This is a genomic window from Paenibacillus sp. FSL H8-0457 (genome assembly GCF_038051935.1).
Lineage (GTDB): Bacteria > Bacillota > Bacilli > Paenibacillales > Paenibacillaceae > Paenibacillus_AQ > Paenibacillus_AQ lautus_A.
This window is the reverse complement of the sequence record NZ_CP150293.1, coordinates 1,505,392-1,525,452: the sequence shown is the minus strand read 5'-3', so window position 1 is coordinate 1,525,452 and position 20,061 is coordinate 1,505,392. Positions and strand designations below refer to the sequence as shown.

12 protein-coding genes are annotated in these 20,061 nt (G+C 52.6%); 7 read left to right on the top strand and 5 right to left on the bottom strand.

The features are described from left to right. Together MHI43_RS06480 and MHI43_RS06475 are read right to left on the bottom strand one after the other, a co-directional pair. A complete protein-coding gene (locus MHI43_RS06480) occupies window positions 1-5,091 on the bottom strand; it encodes a choice-of-anchor I family protein (protein ID WP_341283240.1) in 5,091 nt (1,696 codons plus the stop codon). Between the two features lie 254 nt (window positions 5,092-5,345). After that, window positions 5,346-5,555 (bottom strand): hypothetical protein, encoded by a 210-nt coding sequence (locus MHI43_RS06475; RefSeq protein WP_036662393.1) that lies wholly within the window; start codon window positions 5,553-5,555, stop codon window positions 5,346-5,348. 303 nt (window positions 5,556-5,858) lie between these two features. On the opposite strand from MHI43_RS06475, the gene MHI43_RS06470 reads away from it, so the two are divergent. The 6 genes from MHI43_RS06470 (at window position 5,859) to MHI43_RS06445 (ending at window position 13,728) form a co-directional block, all read left to right on the top strand. Beyond that, on the top strand, window positions 5,859-8,090 hold the full coding sequence (locus MHI43_RS06470) for a helix-turn-helix domain-containing protein (protein WP_012819412.1): 2,232 nt from the start codon (window positions 5,859-5,861) through the stop codon (window positions 8,088-8,090). 357 nt (window positions 8,091-8,447) lie between these two features. After that, on the top strand, window positions 8,448-9,815 hold the full coding sequence (locus MHI43_RS06465; RefSeq protein WP_081746291.1) for a sugar ABC transporter substrate-binding protein: 1,368 nt from the start codon (window positions 8,448-8,450) through the stop codon (window positions 9,813-9,815). 80 nt (window positions 9,816-9,895) lie between these two features. Further along, window positions 9,896-10,873, top strand: a complete 978-nt coding sequence (locus MHI43_RS06460; protein ID WP_012819410.1) for a sugar ABC transporter permease — start codon at window positions 9,896-9,898, stop codon at window positions 10,871-10,873. Beyond that, window positions 10,870-11,709, top strand: coding sequence for a carbohydrate ABC transporter permease (locus MHI43_RS06455; protein WP_081746290.1), 840 nt, complete (start codon window positions 10,870-10,872; stop codon window positions 11,707-11,709). The genes MHI43_RS06460 and MHI43_RS06455 overlap by 4 nt, the downstream gene beginning before the upstream one ends. Before the next feature lie 26 nt (window positions 11,710-11,735). Further along, entirely contained in the window at window positions 11,736-12,740 is a 1,005-nt protein-coding gene (locus MHI43_RS06450; RefSeq protein ID WP_036662374.1) for a Gfo/Idh/MocA family oxidoreductase, read from the top strand. 43 nt (window positions 12,741-12,783) lie between these two features. Next, entirely contained in the window at window positions 12,784-13,728 is a 945-nt protein-coding gene (locus MHI43_RS06445; protein ID WP_268745072.1) for an aldose 1-epimerase, read from the top strand. Window positions 13,729-13,917: 189 nt separating this feature from the next. Here MHI43_RS06445 and MHI43_RS06440 read toward each other — a convergent pair whose 3' ends face one another. The 3 genes from MHI43_RS06440 to MHI43_RS06430 are packed head-to-tail and all read right to left on the bottom strand — an operon-like array spanning window position 13,918 to window position 17,359. After that, window positions 13,918-15,537: an extracellular solute-binding protein gene (locus MHI43_RS06440; RefSeq protein ID WP_036662366.1), complete on the bottom strand. Its 1,620-nt coding sequence runs from the start codon at window positions 15,535-15,537 to the stop codon at window positions 13,918-13,920. Between the two features lie 33 nt (window positions 15,538-15,570). Beyond that, window positions 15,571-16,452, bottom strand: coding sequence for a carbohydrate ABC transporter permease (locus tag MHI43_RS06435; protein WP_036662364.1), 882 nt, complete (start codon window positions 16,450-16,452; stop codon window positions 15,571-15,573). A 16-nt stretch (window positions 16,453-16,468) separates the two neighbouring features. Next, window positions 16,469-17,359: an ABC transporter permease subunit gene (locus MHI43_RS06430; RefSeq protein WP_254778116.1), complete on the bottom strand. Its 891-nt coding sequence runs from the start codon at window positions 17,357-17,359 to the stop codon at window positions 16,469-16,471. A 363-nt stretch (window positions 17,360-17,722) separates the two neighbouring features. Here MHI43_RS06430 and MHI43_RS06425 point away from each other — a divergent pair, with 363 nt between their 5' ends. Further along, complete coding sequence (locus MHI43_RS06425) at window positions 17,723-19,990, top strand: AraC family transcriptional regulator (RefSeq protein WP_036662361.1); 2,268 nt, start codon at window positions 17,723-17,725, stop codon at window positions 19,988-19,990. Window positions 19,991-20,061 lie beyond the last annotated feature (71 nt).

The following is a 20,061-nucleotide window of genomic DNA, read 5'->3' as shown; positions in this document are numbered from 1 at the left end:
CTAGTCGACGAATTTCAGTTGGACCAGAGCACGGTTCAGAATCAGCGCCGCTTGCGCGCGGGTAACCGAATCGAGTGCTCCGAAATTGCCATGGTTGTCACCCTGTACGATGCCTTGCTTAGTAAGACTGGCCACATGGGCAGCCGCCCATGCCGGGATGGATGCCTGATCCTTGAATCCGGCAGCGGCATTCGCACCCTGATTCGATAGATCTGCCGGATTCACCGCCTCCATGGCCCGGGTGATCATTACAGCCATCTCCGCTCGGGTCATGCTGGCATTCGGCGAGAAGGCACCGCCGTTGCCGCCCTCGATCAAGCCGTAGCGCGAGGCTGCGCCAATCTCGCCGGCATACGCGGAATGATCCTGAACATCCTTGAATGCACCGCTCTCGATGACCGGGCTGAGCCCCATCGCACGGACGAGCATGGCCGTAAATTCAGCTCGCGTGATCGCCTTGCCCGGTGCATAGGAGTCCGCGTTGACTCCGTTCACGAGCAGCTTGGAAGCCATGGATTCGATTTCCGATTGCGCCCAGTGGCCGTCAAGATCCGCAAACGCCTTCTTGTATTGCAGCAGCGCATAAACGCCGTTTCCGGCATGCTTGACTTCGATCGCCGCTTTACCGTTCCATGTCGTCCTTACGGCCGGTACAAACCGGAAAGTCCCCGCCGCTTCGTCATAAATGACGGCAGCAAGCGAATCCGGATTCATCCCTGCCGGCAGCGGCATGATACGGCTGATGACGCGCTTCCCGAAATCCTTCAGTTCCTGTTCTGCGCCAGGCGCTCCAACCGCTGCGCCGAACCGCAGTCCTCCATTCGCTGCCAACGAGGCGCCCATGGAAGAGGCCTTGCTTGTCATAGCGTCCGCTACCTTGCCTGCTGCCGGAGCCACCGACACCTTCACCTCGATGCCGCCGGACCCTTGTGCCGTCTCCAGAGCCTCATCCAGAGGCAGAGCCGTTATCGGAAGACGGAAGGCTCCAAGTGCGGTCTCCAGCACCAGGGTTGCCTTCGGATTCCGTTCCATGGCCTGCTTCAGGCCTGCTGCCGGAAGGGACAGCTCCGCGGCACGGTTCAGTTCAGGAGCCCGAATAATCAGTTCCTGCTGCCCGTTCGCGGATAATTCGGTCAAGGCCTTTTTCCACGCCTCTTCCTTTACCGTAATGCGGTCCATCGTTCCGCCCGCAGCGGCGCTAATATTCAAACTATTGCCTGTCATCACGTTCGGCTCGGAGGTATTACCGCCCGTGGAAGGAGGATTAGGCTGCGTTGTCGGCAGCGTTACCGAACCGCCTCCCGAACCGCCTGATCCCGATCCAGGAGAAGAGCCGTCGCCAGGATTTGCCGGCTTCTTCTGCTCCGTAATTCGGCCCTCGACCTTCGGCGACACCTTACCGCCCAGCTTGTTCACATATTCCATGAAAATTTCATAATCCGGGTAACCCAGATCCTCGTTGTATTTCCCTTCGGCAATCGCATCGGCAAAGGATTTGTATCCATCTCCGCCCTTGGCTACAAAACTGTTCGTTGCCATCCGGTACGTTTCGGTCAATACCAGAGGTTTGTAGCTTCCGTCTTTCATGATCTGTACGTCGAACACTTTATCTCCTGCCGGTGCGCTAGGATCCCACTTGAATTTCATCCCGGCGATTTGCGGGAACTTCCCTGGCAGATCCGCCAGTTTGGCAGCGCTTATTCCGTTTTCCAGCCCGTCTTTCAGCTGCTGTCCGGTGACGTCCATAACAAACAGCGTATTTCCGAAAGGCATCACCGTACGCAGCTCGCCCATCGTAATATCGCCTTCATCAATCGCGGCGCGGATGCCTCCGCCATTCGTGAGGGCAATATCGGCGTTTTTCAGCTCTTTGGCTTTAGCCAGCATGCCGTCGGCAATCAGATTGCCCAGGTTCGTCTCCTTGGAGCGGACATTCTCGCGTTTGCCGTCAAGCTCGACTCCGGCAATGCCGATAACCTGCTTCATCAGTTCTTCCAATTCCGCTTTGTAAGGAGCCAGCATATCCTTCGCTTGCGTGTCTTCCTGGACCGTGTTGTCTACCGGAATCAGCTTCCCGCCAAGTTCGCCGTCTCCCACGAGAACAACGCCGTTTTTATCAAACTGCAGATCTACCCGGCCGAGGAACTTGCCCCATTCATTCGCTTGAACGATGACGGTAGGGGTATGATGCTGACTGTCCGTCACCACTTCCGGCGCGTTTAGCGTCGTATGGGTATGACCTCCGACGATGAGGTCGATGCCTTCGACGGCTTCGGCCAGCGCCAGATCTTTGGCGTACCCTAGATGGGACAGGGCGATGATCTTGTCCAGCCCCTCCTTCTCCATCGCCTCAACGGTAGCCTGAGCCGAGTTCACCGCGTCACGGAAGACCACGTCTTTACCCGGGCTGGAGGTTTCCGCGGTATCTTCGGTCGTTAAGCCGAACACCCCGACCTTCTGGCCGTCAACCAGCAGTATCACGTATGGGTATACCCCGCTATTTGCCGTCGTCTTGGGCTGATCGGTATCGATAACCGCCGGCTTGTTAATCAAATGTGAAATGTTAGCGTCGCGGCTAAGATCCACGTTCGCGCTGACGAGCGGGAAATGCGCCTTGCTCACGAAATCCGCAAGCGTCTTGGTGCCTTGATCGAATTCATGGTTACCGAACGTCATCGCGTCATACCCCATATAGTTCATGAAGGCCAGATCAGCCAGCCCAAACCATTTGGTGAAATACAGATCGCCGGAAAAGACGTCCCCAGCATCCAGCAGCAGGCTGTTTCCGCCTTCGCTGCGGATCTCCTGAACCAGCGTAGCCCGTCTGGCCACTTCCGCCAGATGCGCATGGGTATCGTTGGTATGCATCACCGTTAACTTCCACGGTTCTCCATCCGGCGAACCGTCCGTTACGTTAACCGATACTTCCGCCGAACCGTAGCCATCCTTGCTCAGGACGGTGATCACGGCTTCTCCTGCGGATACCGGCGTAACCAGGCCGTTTTGGTCCACGGCGGCTACCGTTTCGTCGGAGGAACGCCAAGCCAGCTCGGCCGATCCGCCCTGAACGGGCTCAACGCTTGCTTGCAACGGTTCCGGGGACCCGCCCGTTTTCAACGTGAGCGATGGCTTATCCACCGTAATTTTGGTCACCTGAAGCTCCAGCAGCACCACCGTTCCGCTAACTTCATTCGCAACCAGCAGCAGCGGGCGTCCTGTTTTGCTGTCCGAAGCCGGAATAAAGTCCAGTCCCTCCGGTCCGGAATCCGATTGGATGCCTCCGTTGAAATCCCGCGAGTTGAAGTAGTTCAGGAACGCCGGCGCGGCCGGATCCGTTACGTCATAGGTCATGACGCCGCCAATGCGCTCCAGTCCGACAAAAGCCAGCGTCTTCTGTCCGACCTTGCCCACGGCAACATATTCCGGCTCCGGGCCTTTCTTGGCGCTGCGGCTGTCCAGATCGGTTTTGTCATTGCTTGCATTGAAATGATTCGGCAAGCGCTCCGCCGTAATCTTCTCAAAATCACTGCCGCTGTCGTATGTCTGGGACAAATCCGCCGCATTCCAGATGGAGAAGGAACGCCCCCCGTACAGATACAGCCCTTCATTGCCCATATCGCTCGCAACTTCAACCTTGTCATAGGTTGTCCCTTTGCCAGCCAGGAATTGGGCTGCCGGCGACGATGGATCCAGATTGGATTTCATTTTGCCGATGTCGCTTTCATTGCTTCGGTCATCCCAGCCGGTAGCGTCCCCTTCGTTCGCGGACAGAATATACTGCTGCCCGTTCACGCTGTAGGTCGCAATTCCGTCCGGCATATACATGCCGTAAAAAGGAACATTCTCAAACTTGATTTGTCCATCCTTCAGGAGGTCGAGCTGATTTTCCGGTTGATTGAAATCCTTATATCCGAGTCCCCGGACCGATTGAACCCGCTTCGAGGCGATATCGACCACGGCTATCGCATTGTTTTCCTGCAGGGCCACGTACGCTGTCAGCTCGTCCTCCGACAATGCGATGTATTCGGGCTCCAGATCATGGACGGCATCGTTTTTCGTTCCGGTGCTGCGAATTTGGCCGTCCGCTTCTACATTCCCGCGAATATGCACCCGATCGTCAATGATCGACGGGTCATCGAACTTCAAATGGCTTACTTCGCCAGCCAAAGTATCGATAATCGTGATGCTTCCTTCCGGATCCGGTGCGGTCTCCGTGCGGGGCTCGCCTTCATCCGCCGTCAGGATATAACGGCCATCGGACGTGTACTTGACCATATCCGGCTGAACGCCGGTTTCATAGGATCCGATCAAGCCGCCGTCATAGTCGAGCACCAGGACCTTGCCGGCTTTCGTATGATCCTGCTCCTGAACGGCAACCACGACCTGCTTCGTCTTGGTGTTGATATCCACGCTGGTCAAGTCTCCATACAGGAAACCGCCCGTGTTCGCCAAATCTTCTACATGGATCTGCTTGTCCTTAACCAAGCTGCCATCGGCGCCTAGAGACACGATTTCGAGACTGGCCGGCTGGGTCGATCCGTTAACCAAATAGAGCTTCCCGTTATCTTTGTTGTATTTTACAATCTCCGCTACGCCGCCATCCTTGTTGGAAGTACCTACGGAATAATGTCCGATCATCTTCATGGCCAGCTTGTCGGCCACAGGTGCGGGACGCTTGCCCAATATTTGCAATTTCACAACCGACTGGGCCGTAGCAGGTAAGGCTGCACTATCCTGTACCGTTACCTCAACCGTATGCTCGCCCTCTTGGCCAGCCGCAGGCGTACCTGAAATGGCTCCCGTATCGGACGCAAGGGTCAAGCCTGCCGGTAAACCTGTCGCGGAGAACGCATACGGCGCTTGTCCACCATATACCTCTACGGTGACCGCATACGGCTCATCCGCATATGCATCCGGAAAGATCATATCGGTAATGCCCAAATCCACGGCAGCTATAGCTGCATCTTGTGATGTCGTCTCCATGCTGGCGGTCTGGAGCAATTCCTGCCCCCCGCCAGCATACACGCTGCCCCCCGAAAATAGAGAGGCCATCGTGATTTCCGCTGCCATCAACAGCGAGACTACTTTCATGCTTTTATGCTTCAACTCCATATCCCCTCTTCTACCTTATTTACATTCAAGTGTAAGGAGGAAGTGTTAACGGATGCTCAATATCAGTCGCGGTTTATGTAAAATGGCTCCAAGCAGCAAAAAAAGCCTCGACCTCCAAAGTCGGGCTTCCCAGAGCAGCAGCTGCATTCGAGCTGGCGGCTTCCTTATTCTTTTCTTCCATATGTATTTCGGTCTGCTTATAACATGCGTCAGCCTCGGATCATCTCACCTCTTCAATCAAAAACCCCGAAATGCCGCAATGTTGCAATCGTGATCAGGATGAACCACCGAATGAGAATGATCCCCCAAACGATAAGAAGACCTTGGAACAGCCGCTCAACCATCCATTCGATCTTCTTGTTTGACGTATATCTGCGCCTCTGCTTAAAAAACCACGCCGCGAATCCTTTGGGAATATCGCTGAAAGTTGTCTTTGGCTCCATTGGCTGCGTCCTCCTCCATTTTCTATCGATTAGCATGTCGGATATACAACGCAAGTCTTCGGTTGAACCGTTTCTTGAATTTTACCATGTTTAATGGAAAAATCCACCATACATCATGTTTCTTTGTCACATTTCCGACAATATTGTAGTCAAATCGACATGATGTCTGATAAACTAACATAAAGAATTGCTATTTGTAACACAAACACTTCACAAGAATAACAGCCGAAGATCTATTCATGACTATTCGAAGGCCATAACGTGTGCATATCCTTTATGTTTGCCTAGGAAAGAGGAACCAACATGAATCGTAACTGGTTTACGCGGATGCTTATGCTGTATATCCCTGCTTTTCTGATCGTCCCCGCCTTTTTATTTTTCGTCTTTTTTCAATCATTGAGCGAAAGCAACCGAAAGGATGCCGAGCGTTCCAATGCTTTCGTAACCCAGCAAGCGATGCTGATGATCGATACGTCGTTGTCTTCCCTGGATCAGAAAATTTCGCTTGAGATGCTGCGCAATCGAAAGGTCATCTCCTTTTTCTCCAGAAGCACGGAAAAGGATCTGCCCCTTCAGGTGGACGTGATGAATCTATTGCGCGATTTAAAAATGACCAATCCTCTGATTCATTCCATTTACATGGTTCAAGCGGATCATAATCAAGTCCTCAATGAAAGCACAAGCTATTCCTTGGATCAATATGCCGATAACGCCTTCATCCGCTCCAAGCTGGAAGCACCCAACAGCCATTGGTCGGATACCAGGCTGTATAAGGAGCTTCCGTCCGACAAAGGGGTCCCCGTCGTCTCATTGACGCGCAGCGTTTCCATCTTCTCCAAGCATCATGGGTTAATCGTCGTTAATGTAAGCGCTGACGCCCTGCAGGGAATGCTTCTTCAAATGCACGACCCGTCTTCCCGCATACTAAGCCTATATGATACACAAGGGAACAGCGTGTTCGATATGGCAAAATCGGAGACTTCCGTCAGCAGGAGCGGAACCAGCAACGGCGCCCTTCAGTCGGAAGCGAATTCCGACTATACGGGCTGGCGCATCGTTAGCAGCGTTCAAGGAGCAGATACCTTCAATTTCATCATCAGCCTATCGAACATTTGGTTTATTGCCGGTTTGCTTCTCTGTGCCGTTTCGGTCGCCTGGATCGTCTACGTGACGCTGCAAAATTACAGGCCCATTCAGCGCCTGGTCAACCAGCTGCAGCAGCTATCCTCCAAGGAGGACGCCCCGGAGGAAATCCATAAAAACGAATTTACGTTCATCAATTCTAAATTGCAAAACATGATTGATCAGAACGCAAGGTTCCAGCTTCAGTTCGAGGAGGATTTGAAGGCTCAGCAAAATTTTTTCGTGTATGAGTTGCTGGAAGGGACGCGTTCCTTCGATTTGAAGGAATGGGAGAAGGAATCGGCCAAGCATGGCCTGCCCGTGCTGTTTGGCAAGCAGCTGGTTTTTGTCCTGGAAGTGGATCACCGTTCCGAGTGGAGCGCAAATTACGGTCAGATGCAGCATGGCACTCAGCAAAAAGCCATCGAAACCATCATCCTGGAAGCGGCGTCGGATCATGCCTGCGAGGTGAAGCTGCTCTGGGTATCCTTGCACCAGCTTGCTTGCATTCTGGTCATATCGCCAGAAGCGGAGAAGCTGGCATTCGAGGCACTCTCCTTCGCGGAAGAATGCCAGCGCCGATTTGCCGATGCCTTATCGTTCACCTTATCCGTCGGCCTCGGGGAGCCGGTCGAGCATCCGGACAATCTGCATGATTCATACCATGAGGCATTGGATGCCCTGCAAACGAAGCCCGTCAATCGAAGTGCCATGATCATTCCTTATTCGTCCGATCCCTTATCGAAGGATCATAGTTTTCATTATTTTCAAAAGGTTGACCGGATCGTTGACGCCTTCCGACTCCAAGAAGCCAAGTGGAAGACGGATATGCAGGCGCTCTTTCAGAACATGCTGGAAGAAGGCATATCGCGCCGGGGCGCAAGCAGCGTGCTGCACTACCTGACCTACCATCTGAACAAAACGGCTTCCGGAATGAACGACGAATACTACCTGCTCTGGAAAACAGAAACGATGCCGGCACTGGACCGGGTTCAAAAAGAAATCGACCTGCCGGAGGATTGGACGCAGATGGTGCTTCAGCTTCTGGAGCAATTTGCCGAACGGCTGGATACGCAGCGGAATCTGCGAAGCCAGGGAAACCTCGTCCAAGAGGTTAAGGCTTATATTGAAAAGCATTATACGAAGGCGGAACTATCCCTTGATTACCTGCAGGACAAGTTCGGGATCAGCGGCAAATATTTGAGCAGATTGTTCAAGGAAGAGTACGGCTTGAAATTCGTGGACTTTTTGATTGATTTACGAATTCAGGAAGCGAAACGGCTCCTCACGGAAAGCGCATTGTCTGTACAGGAAATTACGGAGAGGGTCGGTTACAGCAGCCCGATTTCATTTGCCAGGACTTTCAAAAAAATTACCGGCGTCCCCCCGATGGATTACCGCAAAGGCAAATAAAACGGCGCAGAACCTAAACATCAAACGAAGGTCGAGAAGGACATAATATGGTCCCTCGGCCTTTTCCCGTTTATCCGTAGTGGCTCCTGCCCGCGCAGCCATTCCCATCGGGCGCAAAGTAGAAAATAGTTCCGGGTAGAGAAAAGTTTTTTGTGATTTATATTACATACATTTTCCAGTGTTATTTAAATTGCCATCGCGGTAACGTTTACACTAACACTAGATTCGCCTTTCGGTTTGTTAAGTGAAAAGTGTTTGTTGTCTGGCCTGGCAGCAGGTGTTTTTATTAAGGGCAAGGAACGGCGCCTCACCGCGCTTTCCACCATAACCAAAAAACCAGAAGGGGATGAACTAGCAATGGTAGACAGAAACAGAAAGAAAAAGGGATGGACGGCGCTGATCGCTGCAGCCGTTACGTTATCAACCGTATTAAGCGCCTGCTCGGGTGGCAAGGAACCGGCCTCCGCAAGCAACGCCCCGTCCGACGGCGATCCAATTACGATCTCGTTCGAGACGTCGGTATACGCCGAAGAACCTCATAAGAAGGCAATCGATGCACTCATTGCCAAATACAATGAAACCCACCCAAACGTCACCATCAAAGTTCATGGAACAGACTACGAGAATTACTGGGATAAACTGACCACCGAGATTCTGGCAGGTACGCAGGGCGACATCGTTCAGGTATACCCGGAGAATATCGCCACTTATAATGCGCTGCAGAGCGGGGGCACCTTCGTGAATCTCGACGAGAAGATTCAAGCGAGCGGACTTGAGGACAAGCTTGTCGGACAGGAACTGAGCAAGGTGGACGGCTCTTATTATGCCTTATCCAATTACGCATGGGGATCAACCGGCATTTTCTACAGCAAATCGATGTTTGAAGCCGCCGGAATCGATCCGGCCTCCATTCAAACGATGGATGATTTCAAAGAAGCCGCCATACAGCTTGGCGGTGTTAAAGACGGACAATACGGGTTCTCCAGCGTCATCGGCACCCATCCCTTTATCGCCTCGGAATGGTACCGGCTGCTCGCTCGTCCCGTATCGGGAGGCATTTACTTCCCGGACGGCGAAGCTGGCCCTTACGAGGCCGACCGGATTAACGTCAATTCCGCACCAAACGTTTGGGCAGCGGAGTGGTGGCAGGATTTGATCAAGAACCCGCAGGCCACGCCTCCGGGAACCCGCGACAAGAAGGTCAGCCGCGAGATGTTCTGGAACGGCCAGGCCGGCATGATGATGGATGGTCCCTGGTTTATCGGCATGACCAAAGAACGCGATGAAGCTTTAATGAACGACCTGGGGCTCATGCCGCAGCCTTCCGTCGTATACGAAGGCCAAACCTATAAACCGAACCCGCACAATTATCCGATCGTGTCGATGATTTCCAAAGACAGCAAGCATCCTGACGAAGCTTGGGAGTTCCTTGAATGGATGACCTCCCGGGAAGCGCAGCAAATTATTGCCGGTTCCGGCATGATCCCGAGCAGCAAGGAATACGCCGAATCCGAAGAATACAAAACGGAGAATCCGCTGGCTGCCCAATTCTTCGATTTCCAGGAGAATGTATACGCCCCGGCCGTGATGGACCCGCCCATCCCTGAACTCGGCTCCCTGTCCCAAATTCTGATCAATGCCGCGCAGGAGATGTTCGTCGGCATGAAAGACGCCAAGACGGCGCTGGATAGCGCGGCTGAGCAGATGAAAGACACGATGCATTAAGAGGCATTCGAATACATCAAACGATTGAAGCTGCCCGGCTCCACTGCCGGGTAGCACTTACATCATAAGGAGGTGGGGGAATGAATCCAACGCGAACGGATGTGACAAGCAGGCAAACTCCCTTGCCGTTGAAGAGAGCTTCGAAGGCCAAGCGATTATGGCTGGAGGAAAAACGGCATTTCAAAAAAAATACAGCCGCCTATTTATTTATTGCACCGCTGGCCATTACCGTTGCTCTTGTACTCCTCTATCCGATTTTGAAATCGGCGCTCATGAGCGTGCAGTACTGGAAGGTTGCGAAGCCGATTGCCGAAGGCAATCCCTTCGTAGGCTTGGACAACTATGCAGCCGCCATCCAGTCGGGGCATTTCCTGAAATCGTTGGGCATTACCTTTCTATACATTATCGTGACGGTGGTTCTGCGTTTCCTGCTGGGAATCGGTACGGCCGTCCTGCTGAACATTCCCTTTAAGGGCCGAGGGCTCGTAAGAGCGCTGGTGATCATCCCATGGGCCGTCCCTGAAGTCGTTGCTTGTCTCGTATTTATTCTGATGTATGATTACCAATTCGGCGTGATCAACGATCTCCTGCTGAAGCTCAACCTGTTTTCCAATCCGGTCGCTTTCCTCGGCGAAGCCGACACCGCGCTCTGGGCAGCCATGTTCGTCAATGTATGGAAGGGCTTCCCGTTCGCCGCCATCATGCTGCTCGCCGGTCTGCAGAGCATATCCAAAAGCTTGTACGAAGCGGCGGAAATCGACGGTGCCTCGAAATGGCGCCAGTTTCTCAGCATTACCTTCCCGATGTTAAAGCCCGTATCCGTCATCGTCTTCCTGCTGCTGATCATCTGGACCATCAAGGATTTCGGCATCGTCTACGTCCTCACCGGGGGCGGACCGAGCCGGGTAACCGAAATACTGACCATTTTTATCTACAGGGCAGGGTTCAAATCGTTTGACTTCGGTTTGGCTTCCGCTGCGGGGATGATCCTGCTGGCCATCTCCATCGTATTCACCGTGATGTACATGAAAGCAACGAAGGCAGGTGAGATGTCATGAGCAAAGGGATCAGCAAAATCATCGTATATGCATGCGCCGTTCTCATTTCGTTGTTTGCCGTATCCCCTTTCCTATGGATGATCCTGACTTCGTTGAAGCCTCAGGCCGAAATCTACAGTACGCCGCTGACGTATCTTCCTAAAGAGCTTCATTGGGAGGGGTACAAGGGCATGCTGAATCCCCATGCGGACGACAGCGCCAACTTTATGAAATGGTTCGGCAATACGGCGTTTGTCTCGCTGCTAACGACGGTATTCTCTCTTATCATCTCCGCATTTGGCGGCTATGCGATGTCCCGGTTCGGTTTCCGGGGACGGATGTCGCTCGGATATATCATCTTGTTGACGCAGATGCTCCCCGGCTCGCTGCTCATTATTCCGCTGTACCTGATCATGAAGGATTACGATCTGCTGAACTCCCATCTGGGTCTCGTCATTGCCTATACCACTTTTGCGGTACCGTTCTGTACCTGGATGCTGAAGGGCTACTTCGACAGCGTATCCCAGTCCATCGATGAAGCTGCGAGCGTTGACGGTGCCAACCGCTTCACAACCTTTATCCGGATTTTGCTCCCGCTCACGCTTCCCGGACTCGTGGTAACCGGCATCTTCTCTTTCTTAACCAGCTGGAACGAGTTTATGTTTGCCCAGACGTTCATCAGCGATTACGACAAATGGACGCTGTCGGTCGGCATCGCCAGCTTTCAGGGACAGTATGTCGTCAACTGGGATTACCTCATGGCGGGCTCCGTCATAACCACGCTTCCGATCGTGATTGCGTTCTGGCTGCTGCAAAAGCATCTGGTCAGCGGAATGACCGCCGGAGCCGTTAAATAAAGCTAACCATTCAAGGAGGGGTTACAATGATCAAATTCGGAATCGTAGGCATGGGGATTCGCGGCAGCATGTTCGCCGATACCCTCAGCCAAAATCCTTATGCGTCGCTGGCCGCGGTCAGCGACGCTTATGAAACTACCCTGAACGCGAGCATAGAGAAATACGGGGTTCCCGGCTATTTGCAAGTTGAGGATATGCTCGAAAGCGAGGCTTTGGATGCCATCGTGATTGCCACGCCGGATTTCCTGCATAAAAAGCCCGTTATGCTCGCGGCTAAGCAAGGCATCCATATCATGGTCGAAAAACCCTTCTCCACCTCCGTAGAGGAGGCCGAGGAAATGTACGCCGCGGTAGAGAAAGCGGGCATCAAATGCCTCGTCGCATTCGAGAATCGCTGGAATTCTCCTTTCGTTGCGGTTAAGGAAGCCGTCCGGAATGGGGACATTGGCCATATTCTGACCATCAACACCCGCTTGAATGACACCATCTACGTGCCTACCAAAATGCTGAAATGGGCCGGGGAATCCACGCCGGGCTGGTTCCTATTCCCGCATGCGACGGATATTGCCTTATGGCTGAAGAGCGGGGTTCTGCCGGTCAGCGTCTACGCGGTAGGGACGAAGAAGAAATTGGCCGGGATGGGGATCGACACCTACGATTCCATGCAAACGATCGTATCCTTCGACGATGGCACGCATGCAACATTCACGACCAGCTGGGTGCTGCCCGAATCGATGCCGCTGATCTATGACTTCAAAGTCGAGATCATCGGCGAGGACGGGGCATTGTATGTCGACTTATCCGATCAAATGGTCCGTAAGGGCGGCAGCGTCTACAGTCATGTCCATACGCTCGGCACGCCCATCAACGGCCAATATACCGCGGCGCCCCATTATATGCTCCATTCCTTTGTCGATCATATCCGCCTGGATACGATGCCCGAATCGGGCGCAGCTGCCGGCCTGCTGAATACCAAGCTGGTACATGCCATCCATCGCTCCGTCTTAAGCGGACAGGTTGAGCAGGTGTGACATGGAGGCATGCCCAGCGGTTGAATCATGCACTTTTCTTGACATGCCTGCAGTGAGGGCCGAAAATGATCGCTTATCCATGACGGTGGTTCCGGGATGGGGGAGCAGAGTCATCTCGCTGCGCTGGAAACCATCGGACACCGAATTGCTGCGCACGCCGCCTTCCATGACGGAATATGAGCGGACACCCTTCTTATACGGCATGCCTGTCTTATTTCCGCCCAACCGGATCGAGAACGGCAGCTTTACCTTTGAAGGCCGCCCCTATCAATTCCGCATCAATGAGCCGCAGCATCACAATCATGCGCACGGACTTGTTCATGACGAAGCATGGGAAGTCGGACGCTGCTGGACCAAGGGGAATCGGGCCGTGATCGAAACCGTGTTCTCCTCAAGAGGCCGTCCAACGGTCATGTCGCAATTTCCGCATGAGTTCACGATCCTTCTGCGCATGAGCATTGACGGCGCTTCGTTCAGGCAGACGGCGGAAATCCGCAACAAAAGCAAACACTCTTTTCCATGGGGACTGGGGTATCATACCACCTTCCGCTTTCCTTTCGGAAATGCGGAAGGTCAAGAGCGCTGCACGCTGCGGGCGCCTGTCGGGAAACGATGGGTTCTTAACGACCGGGTGCTGCCGACCGGGGAGCTCGCGCATGACTTTCGCAGCAGAAGCTTGCGGGACGGCATTTCCGTCAGCCAGTTTCCGCTCGATGATCTGTTCCTTGCCATGCCGGAAGACCGTAACGAAGCCGTATTAACCGATCCGGCGGCTGGCCTCCAGGTTACATACCGCGCGGATGACGCCTTCAAGCATTGGGTGCTGCACAATGGCGATGGGGCGAGCGGTTATCTATGTCCCGAGCCTTATACTTGCGCTACCAATGCCTTCAACCTGGGGATGGATCCGGAAATCACCGGCATGCAGGTGCTGGGGCCCGGGAGGACCGCCCTGCTGTTCTGTACCATCCATGTGGAAGAACTCTGATTCTCATCGACTTCAACCATGACAAAAGCGGTCCGCTACCAAGGATGTTTCCTTGAGCGGGCCGCTTTCCCAGTTTGTTATACGCTTGCTAATACCTTATCACCCCTTTTGGCATATTTCACTAATTGAATAATTAAACGCGATTCGGGAAACTCCCCGAATCGCGCCCTGGATTTACATATTTTTCGTTTACTCCGCTTGATAGCGCTCATATGCGGCCTGATAAACTTCCATGTAGCGGTCCAATCCCATCTTGTTCAGCGTGTTCACATACTCTTCCCATTGGCTGAACGAGGCCGAGCCGTTCACGAATTTGGCTTCCATTTCCTTCACGTAATCCTCGATATCTTTACCGATCGAGGTCATGACGTCCGTTTCCTCTAATGTAAAGTTAAAGTTGTACAGGATCTCCTTCACCGCATACGGCTCTGCTTTTTCGGCAGCGGCCATTGCGTTAGGACGCGTCTCCGAAGCTTTGAACCATTTCTCCCGCACAAAGCCCGGATAGCTGCCCCCGAGCCAAGTGAAATTCTTGGCCAATGCCTGATCCTGCGTTAATCCGTTAGGATTCTCCGTAATCTCTTTTACATATTCCAGCTGACCGTCCGCATTCTTCGTGTAAGTCTCGCCTTCTTTACCCATAAAATAGAATTGCGCTCCCTCGTCCCCGTAGAAATAATCCATCCAGCGGATCGTTGCTTCCGGATTCGGGTTCTTATCGGTAATCGCAAATGCACCCACGTGAACCATCGGCACTTTGACGTGGGAATAGAGCTGGTCACCGTGCGGTCCCTTAAGCGCCCCGAGCCCGATGTATTCTTTGCGTCCCATGACCATCTCCGGATTCGGCACGATCGTGGCACCGAGCAGGCCCTCCTGCCCTTTCGCATTCAACGCGCCGCCTTCAATCGTGAAGATCTCTTTATCGAGCAGCCCTTCCTGGTGCAGCTTGTTGACGAATTGAAGCATTTCCTTGTACTCCGGCAAGGCCTTGGTAAAGCGCAATTTCCCAGTGTCCGGATCGACATCCACCAATTTATGGCCAAGTCCGCTCGTGCCAAGTCCCCAAGAGCCTTTCAAATGATCGATGATCCCGGTAATGCCTGTGGAAGAGAATGGAATCTCGTCATGCTGTCCGTTACCGTTCAGATCGGTTTCCTTGACCGCCTTCAAATAGGCATAGAATTCTTCGGTCGTTTGCGGTTCTTTCATCCCGAGCTGATCGAGCCATTCCTGATTAATCCATATCGGGGTGCCGATCAACATGGAGAGCAGTTCAGGATCATAGAAAGAAGGCAGGGAATAGATGTTGCCGTCCGGCATCGTCAATCCTTTCCGAATATCCGGGTACTGCTCCATCAGCTTTTTGAAATTCGGAGCATATTGATCGATCAGATCGTTCAGCGGTATAAATACTCCTTGCTCTCCATAGCGGGTCAATTCGGCGGAGCTGACCCTTGCGGAATAGAATACGTCCGGATAATCCCCGCCTGCAAGCGCCAGGTTCCGCTTCTCGGTCAGCGTATCGAATGGAATGAGGTTCCAGGTCACATTTACATTCGACATTTCTTGGTAGGTTTTCCATACAAGGGTTTCCTCGAATTTGCTTCCGTTCGTTGGCGACTTCCCTGTGAAAAACGTAAGGTCGAGAGGCTCGTTCACAATCGGCATTCCGGTCTCGTTAAAATTAGCCTGCGGCGTTTCGCCCTTATCGGCTGCGCCTTCCCCGCTCTTGCTTCCACAACCAGCCAGCAATCCGGCGGCCAGAATGGCAGCCAAAGTAAGCGAAGTCCATTTTTTCATCACCATAAATTTCATTTCCCCCTCATCGATTGTCCGTAATCAACCTTTAATTGCACCAATCATAACACCCTTCACAAAATACTTTTGCAGGAACGGATACAGCAGCAGCATCGGCAGATTCGTCACGATGACCGCCGCATATTTGATCGCTTCCGCATCCATCAGGCTGCGTGCCAGTGAATCGTCGCTGATATCCACCATCTCCTGCATTTGCCCCTGAACCAGAATTTCGCGCAGGAACAGCTGCATCGGATAATTCGTACGGTCTGACAAGTAGATCAGCGCGCTGAAATACGAATTCCAGTGGCCCACGGCATAGAACAGCACCATCACGGCCAGAATCGGACCGGATAACGGCAGGACGATGCGCCATAGCACCCGCATGTTGGAAGCTCCATCGATAAACGCCGCCTCCTGCATCTCCTTCGGAATGGAGCTCTGGAAGAAGGTCCGCATAATAATGATGTTCCATACGGATACCGCCGAAGGGATAATAATGGCCCAAATCGTATCCAGCATCCCCAGTTCCTTCACCAGCAAGTAATTCGGGATCATTCCCCCGCTGAAGAACATGGTGAATACGATAATCGCCGTAAAAATGCCGCGTCCGTTAAAATCGGCTCTGGATAACGGATAAGCAGCCGCGATCGTCATTAATACATTCAAGGCCGTTCCCGTCGTCGTATACAGCAGCGTGTTCATGAATCCCCGCATGAGATCCGAATTGGCAAATAATCGTTCGTAACCGACAAACGACAATTCCTTCGGCCATAACCATACTTCCCCCCGCATCACCGTTTCCGGGGCGCTGATGGAAGCAATCAGAACAAAAAATAAAGGATAGAGCACAAGGAGCGTAATAAATGATAGTATAATGTAAATAAATACTCCGGCTATTCGTTCACTGCGGCTTTGCGGCATATGCCATCATTCCTCCTTACCATAGGCTGTTCTCGCTGACTTTTCGGGCAATCCGGTTTACGGTAATCAGCATGATAAAGTTGACGATGGAGTTAAACAGGCCGACCGCAGCCGAGAAGCTGTACTGGGCACCCAGTATACCGCTCCGGTATACGTTCGTGGCGATGACGTCGGACGCTTCCATATTAAGCGAATTTTGCATCAGGAAGATCTTCTCGAAGCCGACGCCAAGAACGGAACCGATGTTCAGAATGAGCAGAATCGTCATCGTGGGCGCGATCCCTGGCAGATTGATATGCCAGATTCGCCGAAGCCAGCCTGCACCATCCACCTTGGCCGCCTCATGCAGCTGCGGGTCAATCCCGGCGAGTGCCGCCAAATAGATGATGGAGCTCCAGCCCATGCCCTGCCACACGCCGGACCACACATAAATGCTCTTGAACCAGGAGGGCTCCGTCATGAATGCAATCGGCTCTCCGCCGAAGGAGGTGATAATCAAATTGACGAGGCCGCTTACCGGCGACAGGAACATCATGATCATTCCGACAACAACGACCGTGGACAAGAAATGAGGTGCATAAGTTACCGTTTGTACGAATCGGCGGAACCGGCCCGATCTGGCTTCATTAATCATTAGGGCCAGAATGATCGGAATCGGAAATCCGACCGCCAGCTCATATAACCCGATACCCATCGTATTTTTAATAATGCGCCAGAAATAAAAGCTGTCAAAAAAGCGTTCAAAATGCTTGAAGCCCACCCATGGGCTATCCATGATCCCTTTGTTGGCCATAAAATCCTTGAATGCAATCTGGACGCCATACATGGGTACATAATGAAATACAATGAAGTACAACAGAACCGGTGCAAATAAAGCGTAAAGCTGCCAGTTTCTGCGCATCTGCATCATGGTTCTTCGCCAGACACTTTTCCTTTGAATTTTTGAATGCGCTTCCACGTTGCTTAGCTGACGTTGCAAAATCGGCAATCCCCTCTCTTTCGTCTATGCGTCTCCTTTGTGTTCCAAGGTCCACGTCTGCATCATAAACGACCCGAAAGCATGAGGGGTATTGACCATTTTAATGATGTCTTGCCTTTCATTGGATGGAAGGGCGGAAGCCGCGTTTTCCTAAAGCAATGCTTAAAATCTAAAATATTGACTATCCCATTTTTACGAAAGATTAACACGATTCGGGCACATTCCTTAATACTTGTCCTATATAATGTTATGAAACCTGGAACGTCAGAAAAATACAAAGGGGGGAAGACTGTGAATTGGATCCGGCATAAAAGCCACAGTGTATTCTTTAAAATTTTTCTGAGCTTTCTGGCCATCATCGTGTTATTCGGATTGTTCTATGCGGTTATCTTCCAGCTCTTCAAGACCAGCCTGCAAAAAGAAATCATCGATAACAGCCAACGGTCGGTTCACGATACGGCAGAACGGTTCAACAACCAATTCAGCAGGCTGCAGGTATTAATGTTCGATATATATAACCAGTCCGAATTAATTGGCTTCAATAATCAGCTTCGCCACCATGCCGGAAACGAAGTCAATTACTTGAAGGCACGAGATGTGATGATGCAGATGCGGAGCGATATCTATAACCCGCTGTTCTTTCTGGAGGACACCCTGATTTATCTTCGCGAGTTTGATTTTGTGCTCAGCAAATCCGGGAGCGGCGATGCTGCCTATATGTTCAATCGTTCCTATACGAGTCCGATGTACCCTTATTCGTTCTGGAACGGTTATACGGGCGATCCGGAATCCTTCAAGCTCCTCCCTGCGTCAACCTATCGAATCAACAACGATTTGTCCGAGAAAACGCTGATGCCTTTTGTTTACAAGCAGCCGGACAGTCCATATGAGGTCATTGCCCTCATCGATATCGATAAGGCCGCCCAGTCCTTCTTCGGCGAGTCGAACGATCGCGCGCTTGCCATTCTGAATGCCGAAGGCCAAGTGCTGTACACGCTGGGCTCCATGGACCAGGATCAGCTGCCGCCGTTCGAGGCCGGTCAAAAAGCCGTGCTAAAGGATGGAACCTACTATTTTGCGGAAGCCGGATCCGACGGATTGACCTATGTCTCGGCCGTACCTTATAGCCATGTCTCTTCCCAGCTGAGCCGGTTAACCGGCGGTTTGCTGCTTATTTTCTGCCTATCGCTCGGGGTAGCGCTGGCTGCATCCTATTTCCTCAGCCGGCGGCTGCATAAGCCGGTGAAGCAGATCCTGACGACCGTGCTGAACAGAGCCAGCAGCTCGGCGATGCCGGAAACCGGCAGCGTCACGGAATACGACCTGATCCAGAACCGCATTCAGGAGCTGTTCCGGGAGAAGGAAGAGATTCGGGACCGCATGAACAAACACAAGTCCGTCCTGACCAGTTACTCTTATATCAGTCAGTTGAAGAGCATCAATACCGATATCAGCGAATGGGAGGATTTCCTGTCGGATGACGGAAGCTTCATCGTGGTTCTGTACCATATCCGGTTCCGGATGAATCCGGTCTATGAGCTTCCCCTCCAAACCGATCAGGCCGTCCGCCATATGCTGGAGCATATTCATCTGATCACGGCCGAACGCTATCCGGGCTCCCATACGTTCCAGATCGAGAAGAACGAGATCGTCTCCATCTTCAAACGGGAGGAAGCGGCCCGCCTGGAGGAATTGCTGCTGGAGATCAAGGATATGCTGAACGAGGAGAAGGAATTGTTCCTGGTCACGATTGCGGTCAGCTCCCAGGTAAGCGATTCGTCCGAATTCAATCAAGCCTACCATCAGGTCAAAGGATTGACTGCCCAGGCTCCGCTGCTCGAGGAATCACAGATCGTAACCATGCAGCGGGTACTCCCTACCACCGTCAACCTGAGTCCGCCGCAGGAAAAAGGACTGCTCGATGCGCTGCAATCCGGCAGCCATGGCCGCTCCCTGCAGATCATCGACCAAGCGCTTGAAGCCATGCAGCGCAAGGAGGCCGGCATCGCGCAATTCCGTTTCTTCGCCGATTCCGTGGCTTCCAAAATTCTAAGTTATATGGAGATGGCCCAGATTGACAAAACCTCCTTCCAATCCTTGAAGCAGTGGAGCGCAAGATTGGCGGAATGCCATTGTTTATCTGATTACCGTGGGGTATTCCGTCAGCTCGTCGAAGCCTCCTGTGCCCTCATCCGCAAGAAAAAGGATACCGGGGAAGAGCCGCTTATCGCCATGTTCATGAACATTGTCCATAACCAGTATGCCGATGATCTGTCCCTGGACTATCTGTCAGCCAAACTGAACCTGTCGAGCGCCTACCTCTCCGTTTATATCAAGGAGAAGACCGGTCTCAACTTCAGCGATCACCTCCTCGGCATCCGCATGAACAAAGCGAAGGAGCTGCTGGCGTGCACCGACCTGACCGTCAATGAGATCAGCCAGCGCGTCGGCTATCTCAACATCACCTCCTTCAACCGAACCTTCAAGAAGGCCGTCGGCATGACGCCGGGCGCATACCGCAGGCAGCATGTGTTGCAAACCCATGCGAGCGGATCCTGAAGAAAAAACAAAAAGAAAACCTTCTCTTTCTCGGCATGGACCGGGCGTATGCCCGGCCGGTATCCCCGAAG

Excerpts from the sequence above, each read along its gene's own strand:
- MHI43_RS06480 (WP_341283240.1), bottom strand. The coding sequence starts at position 5,091 with ATGAAAGTAGTCTCGCTGTTGATGGCAGCGGAAATCACGATGGCCTCT.
- MHI43_RS06475 (WP_036662393.1), bottom strand. The coding sequence starts at position 5,555 with ATGGAGCCAAAGACAACTTTCAGCGATATTCCCAAAGGATTCGCGGCG.
- MHI43_RS06470 (WP_012819412.1), top strand. The coding sequence starts at position 5,859 with ATGAATCGTAACTGGTTTACGCGGATGCTTATGCTGTATATCCCTGCT.
- MHI43_RS06465 (WP_081746291.1), top strand. The coding sequence starts at position 8,448 with ATGGTAGACAGAAACAGAAAGAAAAAGGGATGGACGGCGCTGATCGCT.
- MHI43_RS06460 (WP_012819410.1), top strand. The coding sequence starts at position 9,896 with ATGAATCCAACGCGAACGGATGTGACAAGCAGGCAAACTCCCTTGCCG.
- MHI43_RS06455 (WP_081746290.1), top strand. The coding sequence starts at position 10,870 with ATGAGCAAAGGGATCAGCAAAATCATCGTATATGCATGCGCCGTTCTC.
- MHI43_RS06450 (WP_036662374.1), top strand. The coding sequence starts at position 11,736 with ATGATCAAATTCGGAATCGTAGGCATGGGGATTCGCGGCAGCATGTTC.
- MHI43_RS06445 (WP_268745072.1), top strand. The coding sequence starts at position 12,784 with ATGCCTGCAGTGAGGGCCGAAAATGATCGCTTATCCATGACGGTGGTT.
- MHI43_RS06440 (WP_036662366.1), bottom strand. The coding sequence starts at position 15,537 with ATGGTGATGAAAAAATGGACTTCGCTTACTTTGGCTGCCATTCTGGCC.
- MHI43_RS06435 (WP_036662364.1), bottom strand. The coding sequence starts at position 16,452 with ATGCCGCAAAGCCGCAGTGAACGAATAGCCGGAGTATTTATTTACATT.
- MHI43_RS06430 (WP_254778116.1), bottom strand. The coding sequence starts at position 17,359 with ATGCAGATGCGCAGAAACTGGCAGCTTTACGCTTTATTTGCACCGGTT.